This window comes from Pectobacterium sp. IFB5596, from assembly GCF_021432585.1.
GTDB lineage: Bacteria > Pseudomonadota > Gammaproteobacteria > Enterobacterales > Enterobacteriaceae > Pectobacterium > Pectobacterium punjabense.
In genome coordinates, this window is record NZ_LXFY01000009.1 from 77061 (window position 1) to 84968 (window position 7908).

The following is a 7908-nucleotide window of genomic DNA, read 5'->3' on the forward strand; positions in this document are numbered from 1 at the left end:
TAGTAGGTAGACGGATTAGCGCTGGCAAGCCTGTTGAACGTAGGGATTTGGGTTTCCCTGCTTTGCGGCGATGCGTTGGTTGCGGGTACATTCCCATTGCGTGACGGGGTACTGCTTATCCCAGGCTTCAAATAGCTGAGTTTGCTGATTGGACAGGCGTAACTGATAGCGGTCGCGCATGTAGAAATAGGTACGAGCGATCTGACCACGGGCGCGGGCAGGTGGTTCTGCCAGATTGTTTTTGAAATCGACCTTCATCTCGCATTGACCATATTGCGATGCACCGCCGTTCCACTGACCATACATGGCATTGCCGCGATCGCCGTTAACCTCACCGATAGCGGGTTGCAGGTTATGCAAATCCGTTTCCATTTCACGGTAGACGGGGTCGCTGTTACAGTTCTTTCTACCGCCATCCTGCCAGCACTGGCGCTGGTGGCCAAACTGCCAGGCGGGCACTACGTGTTCCCACTCAATGCGGCTGGCACGCTGTTCATTTTTCCTCACCTGATAGCCGCAGGATTCCAGATCGGGTGTGCCTTTCTTGCCCTGCCACGTAATTTTGCAGCCGCAGTAGAACGACCCCGGCGCATCGCGATTAATGTCGACAGCGGCGGCTTTTGCCTGCGAAAAATTATTGATGTTTTGACTCTGCGCGATGGCCGAAAATAGACCCGCGCCAACGGCAGCGATAGCGAGAATTTTGCGTAGCATATTCCAATAATCCACAGACGGTAAAGTTGGCAGACTACCGGATGTCTTAGCGGCAAGCAAACGTAAAAGCAGTTTTTAAAACTGGAAATTCCCGTTTAAATAGAGCTTTTTACATCATGATGTAAGGTTTTCCCACAACGACGGCAGCGATATTCTGTTTCGCCGCGTAGCACCCGATTGTGCCGGCGGATTGTGAGTTCATGCTGTTGGCAATCGCAGAGGTAGGTAAAGGTCTTCCCTTGCACGGATTGCACGGCAAACCGATGCGTGCGTTTTGCCGGGACGTGTAAGACGTTTTCCATCATCCAGCGCCACTCTTTGCCGTGTGGCGCAACGCGGCCAAAACGTGCGTAAACCAGCAGATGAGCCAATTCATGAGGAACGACTTCATCGATAAAAGCCTGCTGATTTTCCTGCAACAAAACGGGGTTCAGCCGAATTTCCCAGTGTTGCAGCCAGGCCGTTCCTGCCGTTGAACCGCGTTGCTGGTAATTCACCGTAGGTTCAGTGTAGTCCGTCTGCAAGGTGAGGTTGGCTTGCTGTAATTTATCACGCAGGCAGCGCATTACAGCCTGATGGCTGGCAATGGGGATTCGAGGTGTGTTCATTGCTGTGAGCATAAATTGAGTGGCAGGGAGACGCAATAGGTGAAGCGGAGGGAAATCAGAATGAAAAACGGCGAATTTTCATTCGCCGTCTTATACCCGTCATACTTCAAGCTGCATGTGTGTTGGCAATACTCGGCTCATCTCTGAGCCTCGCCCTGAAGGGCCGCCGCAAGCGGCGTTCAAATCGGCTAAGCCTATTTGTCCTCGCTCACCCCAGTCACTTACTGGTGTAAGCTCCTGGGGATTCGCTGTGTCGCCGCCTTCATGCAACTCGAATTATTTAGGGTATAGTCTTTGTTGCATTACCGGATTACAGACCGGCAGCTTCACGCAGCTGTGCGGCTTTGTCCGTTTTTTCCCATGGGAAATGTTCACGGCCAAAGTGGCCATAGGCTGCGGTTTCCTGATAAATAGGATGCAGCAGATCCAGCATCTGGATTAAGCCGTAAGGACGCAGATCGAAGAATTCGCGCACCAGCAGCGTCAGTTGCTCGGTGGACACTTTCTCTGTGCCGAAGGTTTCGATCATGATAGAAGTAGGCTCAGCCACACCGATAGCGTAGGACACCTGAATCTCGCAGCGATCGGCCAGACCCGCAGCAACGATATTCTTGGCGACATAGCGAGCGGCATAGGCCGCAGAACGGTCTACTTTAGAAGGGTCCTTACCAGAAAACGCACCGCCACCGTGGCGAGCGGCACCGCCGTAGGTATCAACAATGATTTTACGACCGGTCAGACCGCAGTCACCCATTGGGCCGCCGATCACAAAGCGCCCTGTCGGGTTGATGAAATATTTGGTGCTGGCAGATAGCCACTCTGCAGGCAGAACGGGTTTGATGATCTCTTCCATCACCGCTTCGTGCAGATCTTTCTGGCTAATGTCTTCTGAATGCTGGGTAGACAGTACCACGGCATCAATACCGGCAATTTTGCCATCGTCGTACAAGAACGTAACCTGACTTTTCGCATCCGGGCGCAGCCACGGCAGCGAACCGCTTTTGCGGACTTCTGACTGGCGCTGAACCAGACGGTGTGCATAAGTTACAGGCGCTGGCATCAGTACGTCAGTTTCGTTGGTCGCATAGCCGAACATCAAACCCTGATCGCCTGCACCTTGTTCCAGCGGGTCGCGGCGGTCAACGCCCTGATTGATGTCAGGAGATTGCTTGCCAATGGCACTCAGTACGGCACAAGAGTTGGCATCAAAGCCCATTTCAGAATTGACATAACCGATGTCACGCACGGTACGACGGGTAATTTCTTCGATATCGACCCAGGCGCTGGTAGTAATTTCACCACCGACTAACACCATTCCGGTCTTTACATAGGTCTCACAAGCGACACGCGCTTTTGGATCTTGCTCCAGAATGGCGTCGAGAACCGCATCAGAAATCTGGTCAGCAATTTTATCAGGATGTCCTTCAGAGACTGACTCGGACGTAAAAAGGTGTTTAGCCATGAGTTTCTTTACCTTCAAATCAAAGCCGCTAAGCAATGTATCGGTTAATCGGTATAGACGGATTAACATCTGGATGGCTATTCTAGGTCACCTTTTGGTCTCAGTGCCAGTAGTTTTTCGTGTTAGCCCGCCATCACATTTAAACATCGGCCATTTTTTCTTTTACAAGAGATGACTGGCGATAATTTTCATTTTGCTTTTCTGGCAGCATCTCTGTATAAACGCGCGGGCGGTTAGAGGCAATCTAACCCGCAACATGTTGAATTTCTCATTGATAGCTGACCGCATGGCTGCGGCGCGCGTGGAGGTGATTGGATTAATGATCCGTTGTTTACTGAGTGTATTGCCTTCGCAATACGTCCCTTTTGACGCTACCGCGTCAGCGACTCAACCCTTCTTTTCCGTATCCAGACGTAGCCTGTCGTTAAATTCAACACAGGACTCCAGAGCTGGTTAATCTGCCTGTTATTCTTTCTGCCAGAAGCGTTTAACGCCTTTCTGGTCACGTCCGCCCGGTGGTTTTCACAACGAGTTTTCGCGACCCGTAACACGGAGCCTGACAACGTGTTTTACACTAATAAGAGTAATAAAGTGACGGCATACTTCACTAGACCGGTTTTTTCACTGTCGACGCCGCATGTTGCAGGTATGCTTATGTGGGCTGTTTATTCAGGTACTGATGTGATTAGCAGTATAGAAAAAGAAGAGGTTCGTTATGTCTGACGACATGATTCATCACGGCTCGTCAGCGACGGGTAAACATGAAAATTTGCGCTCTATGCAGGAGGTTGCCATGAATGACCGTAATGCCAGCGAAATGCTTCGTACCTATAATATTGCCTGGTGGGGCAATAATTACTATGACGTCAATGAGTTAGGCCACATTAGCGTGTGCCCGGACCCCGACGTACCAGAAGCTCGCGTCGATCTGGCCAGATTGGTCAAAGATATGCAGAAAGATAACCATCAGCGCCTGCCTGCGCTGTTTTGCTTTCCGCAAATTCTTCAGCATCGCCTGCGTTCTATCAACGCTGCGTTTAAACAGGCTCGTGAATCGTTTGGCTATGAAGGCGGTTATTTTCTGGTTTACCCGATCAAGGTTAACCAGCATCGTCGCGTCATTGAGTCATTGGCTAATTCCGGTGAGCCGCTAGGCCTTGAGGCCGGTTCAAAAGCTGAACTGATGGCGGTACTGGGCCATGCGGGAATGACCCGTACCGTCATTGTTTGTAATGGCTACAAAGACCGCGAATACATCCGCCTGGCACTGATCGGCGAAAAGCTGGGTCACAAGGTTTATCTGGTCATCGAGAAGATGTCCGAAATCCGGATGGTGCTGGAAGAGGCGGAGCGTTTGAATGTGGTGCCGCGCCTCGGCGTTCGCGCGCGTCTCGCCTCTCAGGGGTCGGGTAAATGGCAATCCAGCGGCGGCGAAAAATCCAAATTTGGTCTGGCGGCGGTTCAGGTGCTGCAACTGGTTGAGATGCTGCGCGAGGCTGGGAAGTTGGATAGCCTGCAATTGCTGCATTTCCATTTGGGATCGCAACTGGCAAACATCCGTGATATCGCGACGGGCGTGCGTGAGTCTGCGCGCTTCTATGTTGAGTTGCATAAACTGGGTGTCAATATCCAGTGTTTTGATGTTGGCGGCGGCTTGGGTGTGGATTATGAAGGAACGCGTTCCCAGTCCGACTGTTCAGTCAACTATGGTCTGAATGAGTACGCTAACAACGTGATCTGGGGCATCGGCGATGCCTGTAACGAGCACGGTTTGCCGCATCCGACGGTCATCACCGAATCTGGTCGTGCGGTCACCGCGCATCATACCGTGTTGGTTTCCAATATTATCGGGGTTGAGCGTAACGAATTCAGCGAACCTACCGAGCCGGAAGAAGACGCTCCGCGTGCGTTGGAGAGCCTGTGGTCAACCTGGAAAGAAATCAAGCAGCCGGGTAAACGCCGTTCGCTGCGCGAGTGGTTACATGACAGCCAAATGGACTTGCATGATGTGCATACCCAGTACACGCATGGCATGTTGGATCTGACGCAGCGTGCAAAAGCAGAGCAGCTGTATTTGAGCATCTGCCAGATGATTCAGGAACAGCTAGACCCGAGTAACCGTGCGCATCGGCCGGTGATTGATGAATTACAGGAACGCATGGCTGACAAATTGTATGTCAACTTCTCGCTGTTCCAATCTATGCCGGATGCATGGGGTATCGATCAACTGTTCCCGGTACTGCCGTTGGAAGGGCTGGATAAGCCGCCTGAGCGTCGTGCTGTCTTGCTGGATATCACCTGTGACTCGGATGGCACGATCGATCATTATGTCGACGGCGATGGAATCGCGACAACGATGCCAATGCCGCCTTACGATCCAGAAAACCCACCGTTGCTGGGCTTCTTTATGGTCGGTGCCTATCAGGAAATTCTGGGCAATATGCATAATCTGTTTGGCGATACGTCGACGGTCGACGTGTTTGTCTTTCAGGACGGCACCGTTGAGATTGAAGAGTCTGACGAAGGGAATACGGTTGCCGATATGCTGGAATATGTGCAGCTTGACCCCAAAGTGCTGATGACCCGTTTCCGCGATCAGGTCAAAGAAACCGACCTTGATGCTGAACTTCAGGCGCAGTTCATGGAAGAATTTGAAACCGGGCTGTATGGCTATACTTATTTGGAAGATGAGTAAGTGTGATAGGTTGAGTGAAAAGGGATGCGAGTGAGCATCCCTTTTTTTCGCCTGCGATCAGATAAGCGAATGACCCATATTGATATCGGTTGCTGGTTTTGGAAGGGAATCAAATTCTTCAATGACGCTGTCTTTGAAGATAATTTTAGCAATAAGCAGTAGAGAGTTTTTATCCTGAACGCCATATTTATTCAGTAACCTTGATTTGCTGTTCAGTACTGATTTCTTATTTAACCCGATAAGATCGGCAATCGTTTCTGCTGAGTAACCCGCACTCCAATACTGAAACACGGCATATTCAGATTTCGATAGCCTGACGGGGCTGAATAGACGGCGATCGTGATGGTGAACGAAGTCGAGCAATTTATAAAAAGAATTGATGTGTGCTGACTTGGAAATAAGAATCGTTTTTTCGTCAATACACACGGGGGGGTGATTGGGGGAATTATTGATGATAATGAACGATGACGCCATATTATAAAAGTGGGTTCTTATCGACTCATAGTATTCTTCAAAGCCTTCGCTGCTACCATCAATGATAAAAATACACTTTTTCTTTCCTTGTTGTAGCGTAAACCTGTTGACAGGTTTTATCGAGAGCATAGGAATACTCGATAGGATTTCCCGTAATCCTACCGTGGTAAAATTGCATTTACTGAAAATTCTCACATCCATGATTTTTAACACATATGAGTTTATTGTCTGAAAGTGGTCACAAACCAATAATCGTTGCTGATGTTATCCAGTTATTAAGAAATCGCGAGCCTGAAGTGTCTTGCATCGCTAAAAGGTAGAGCCTCTAGATAAATCAGTGGAAGCAACAACTGATTTCATCATCTATCTCTATGATCAAACTGGAAAAATTCTTATCGGTGTAACATAGTATGCTTGATTTGCTGGTTTATTTCTATCTTTAAATACATAGGGTTATCCCATCCCTCCTGCTATTGCAACGTGAGTCTCTGCGTTAATCGTGGCGACTGCTTATCCGTATGTTGCTGCATTCGCTTTCTTTTGCTTTCCAGCATCTGGAAATCTGCCGAGCATCGTTTCTTAAAAAGAGAACGGAACAGTAATATGATTGCAAATAACTATCTATTTATATTTATTAATTATTAAATCCTATCATAATGAGGATCGAAACAATTAGAGGTTGCTGTTATCCAACAGCTTACAGGTAATACGGCGGGGATGATAGTGGTCGGATGACTAACGGGCAATTGAGATTTTTTCAATTGCCCGTGGGGATATTTTTGCGGGTAATCAGAGCGTGCGATTACTTCTCGGCAGCGATGCGTTCGCGGATGTGTTTGGCGCGTCCTTCAGATGAAGGGTGGGAATCAAACATGCTGCTCTCATGACCTGCATCCAGTTTAGCGAGTTTTTCAAAGCTGGTTGCCAGACCTTCTCGCTTGATGCCGCGTTTCTTCAGCAAATCAAAGGAATAGTCATCAGCCTGACTTTCCTGAGATTGAGAGAATTGGGAGTTGACCAGTTTTTCGCCCAGATCGGCTAACTGTGATTGCGACAGAGACGCTGCTACGCCGCCGGCAGAGGCGATTGCGGTACGTGCGGCTGTTGCGGCATAGGCAACCTGCATCGCTTTACGGGTGTGTCCCAGCGCCACGTGGCCCATTTCGTGGCCGAGTACGCCTTCTACTTCATTATCATTCATCATGTCCATCAAGCCGCTGTATACCCGAATACAGCCGTTCGCCATTGCCCAGGCGTTAACATCTTTTGTCAAATACACCTTGTAGTTCGCTGGCGTACCGTTGATATCGTGGCCTAGCGCATCCGCAATTTTATTCAGACGCTGCGTGTATTTGCTGTCAGCCGGGGCAATTTTTGCCTCTTTATCCATTTGCTCACAGGATTGGTCGCTGAGCGCTTTAACCTGGGCGTCGCTAAGCGTCGCTGCCTGGAAAGCCTGTGCGCCGGATTGCATTAAGGTATTGGTGTTTAAGTTCTGGCAGCCAGTCAGCAGCGTTGCGACACACAGAGCCAGCACAGAAGAACGAATTGCCATAAAAATCATCTCCCTACGATTGTGTTTATTTTTTAATACGAAATAAAAGCGGCTATAAATTACCCGAAAACAGCGTCGGGCAATAGATCGGAAAATCTGATTTTTATTTTTTTCGATAGTCCATAAGCGATGAATTCTGTTTCCAGCGTGTGCCAAAAAGACACGCGAGAGAAAGGTGAAGCTACTGGAAAACAGGGCGTATGGCACTGTAATCAACTGCACAATTGGCAAAAGAACCGCGATTGATTCGTTAGCTGATAAATCCCTGTTTTTTACTCACGGTTCCATGTGCATTCGCTGCATTTTTCATGTACATTTGTAATCATATTTATTTTGTCATTTCTGTTTAACACATTGATTAGTATGAGTTATTCAGGAAGGTATTCGTTCAATCCGATCT

6 protein-coding genes are annotated in these 7908 nt (G+C 48.9%); 1 reads left to right on the top strand and 5 read right to left on the bottom strand.

Annotated elements, in window-relative coordinates; translation table 11 throughout:
• Nucleotides 1-15 precede the first annotated feature (15 nt).
• From endA to metK, 3 genes are all read right to left on the bottom strand, one after another.
• Nucleotides 16-714 (bottom strand): deoxyribonuclease I, encoded by a 699-nt coding sequence (gene endA / locus A6301_RS09090; RefSeq protein WP_215483144.1) that lies wholly within the window; start codon nucleotides 712-714, stop codon nucleotides 16-18.
• A gap of 95 nt (nucleotides 715-809) precedes the next feature.
• Nucleotides 810-1322, bottom strand: a complete 513-nt coding sequence (locus tag A6301_RS09095; protein ID WP_234257618.1) for a SprT family zinc-dependent metalloprotease — start codon at nucleotides 1320-1322, stop codon at nucleotides 810-812.
• A gap of 310 nt (nucleotides 1323-1632) precedes the next feature.
• Entirely contained in the window at nucleotides 1633-2784 is a 1152-nt protein-coding gene (gene metK, locus A6301_RS09100) for a methionine adenosyltransferase (protein ID WP_107170096.1), read from the bottom strand.
• 715 nt (nucleotides 2785-3499) lie between these two features.
• On the opposite strand from metK, the gene speA reads away from it, so the two are divergent.
• Complete coding sequence (speA, locus tag A6301_RS09105) at nucleotides 3500-5479, top strand: biosynthetic arginine decarboxylase (RefSeq protein WP_107170097.1); 1980 nt, start codon at nucleotides 3500-3502, stop codon at nucleotides 5477-5479.
• Between the two features lie 57 nt (nucleotides 5480-5536).
• Here the strand turns inward: speA and A6301_RS09110 are convergent, their stop codons facing one another.
• Nucleotides 5537-6082, bottom strand: a complete 546-nt coding sequence (locus tag A6301_RS09110; RefSeq protein ID WP_107169243.1) for a LuxR C-terminal-related transcriptional regulator — start codon at nucleotides 6080-6082, stop codon at nucleotides 5537-5539.
• A 673-nt stretch (nucleotides 6083-6755) separates the two neighbouring features.
• The gene (locus A6301_RS09115) at nucleotides 6756-7508 is read right to left on the bottom strand and encodes a M48 family metalloprotease (protein WP_107169242.1); all 753 of its coding nucleotides are present in this window, start codon (nucleotides 7506-7508) and stop codon (nucleotides 6756-6758) included.
• Nucleotides 7509-7908 lie beyond the last annotated feature (400 nt).

Excerpts from the sequence above, each read along its gene's own strand:
- endA (WP_215483144.1), bottom strand. The coding sequence starts at position 714 with ATGCTACGCAAAATTCTCGCTATCGCTGCCGTTGGCGCGGGTCTATTT.
- A6301_RS09115 (WP_107169242.1), bottom strand. The coding sequence starts at position 7,508 with ATGGCAATTCGTTCTTCTGTGCTGGCTCTGTGTGTCGCAACGCTGCTG.
- metK (WP_107170096.1), bottom strand. The coding sequence starts at position 2,784 with ATGGCTAAACACCTTTTTACGTCCGAGTCAGTCTCTGAAGGACATCCT.
- A6301_RS09095 (WP_234257618.1), bottom strand. The coding sequence starts at position 1,322 with ATGAACACACCTCGAATCCCCATTGCCAGCCATCAGGCTGTAATGCGC.
- A6301_RS09110 (WP_107169243.1), bottom strand. The coding sequence starts at position 6,082 with ATGCTCTCGATAAAACCTGTCAACAGGTTTACGCTACAACAAGGAAAG.
- speA (WP_107170097.1), top strand. The coding sequence starts at position 3,500 with ATGTCTGACGACATGATTCATCACGGCTCGTCAGCGACGGGTAAACAT.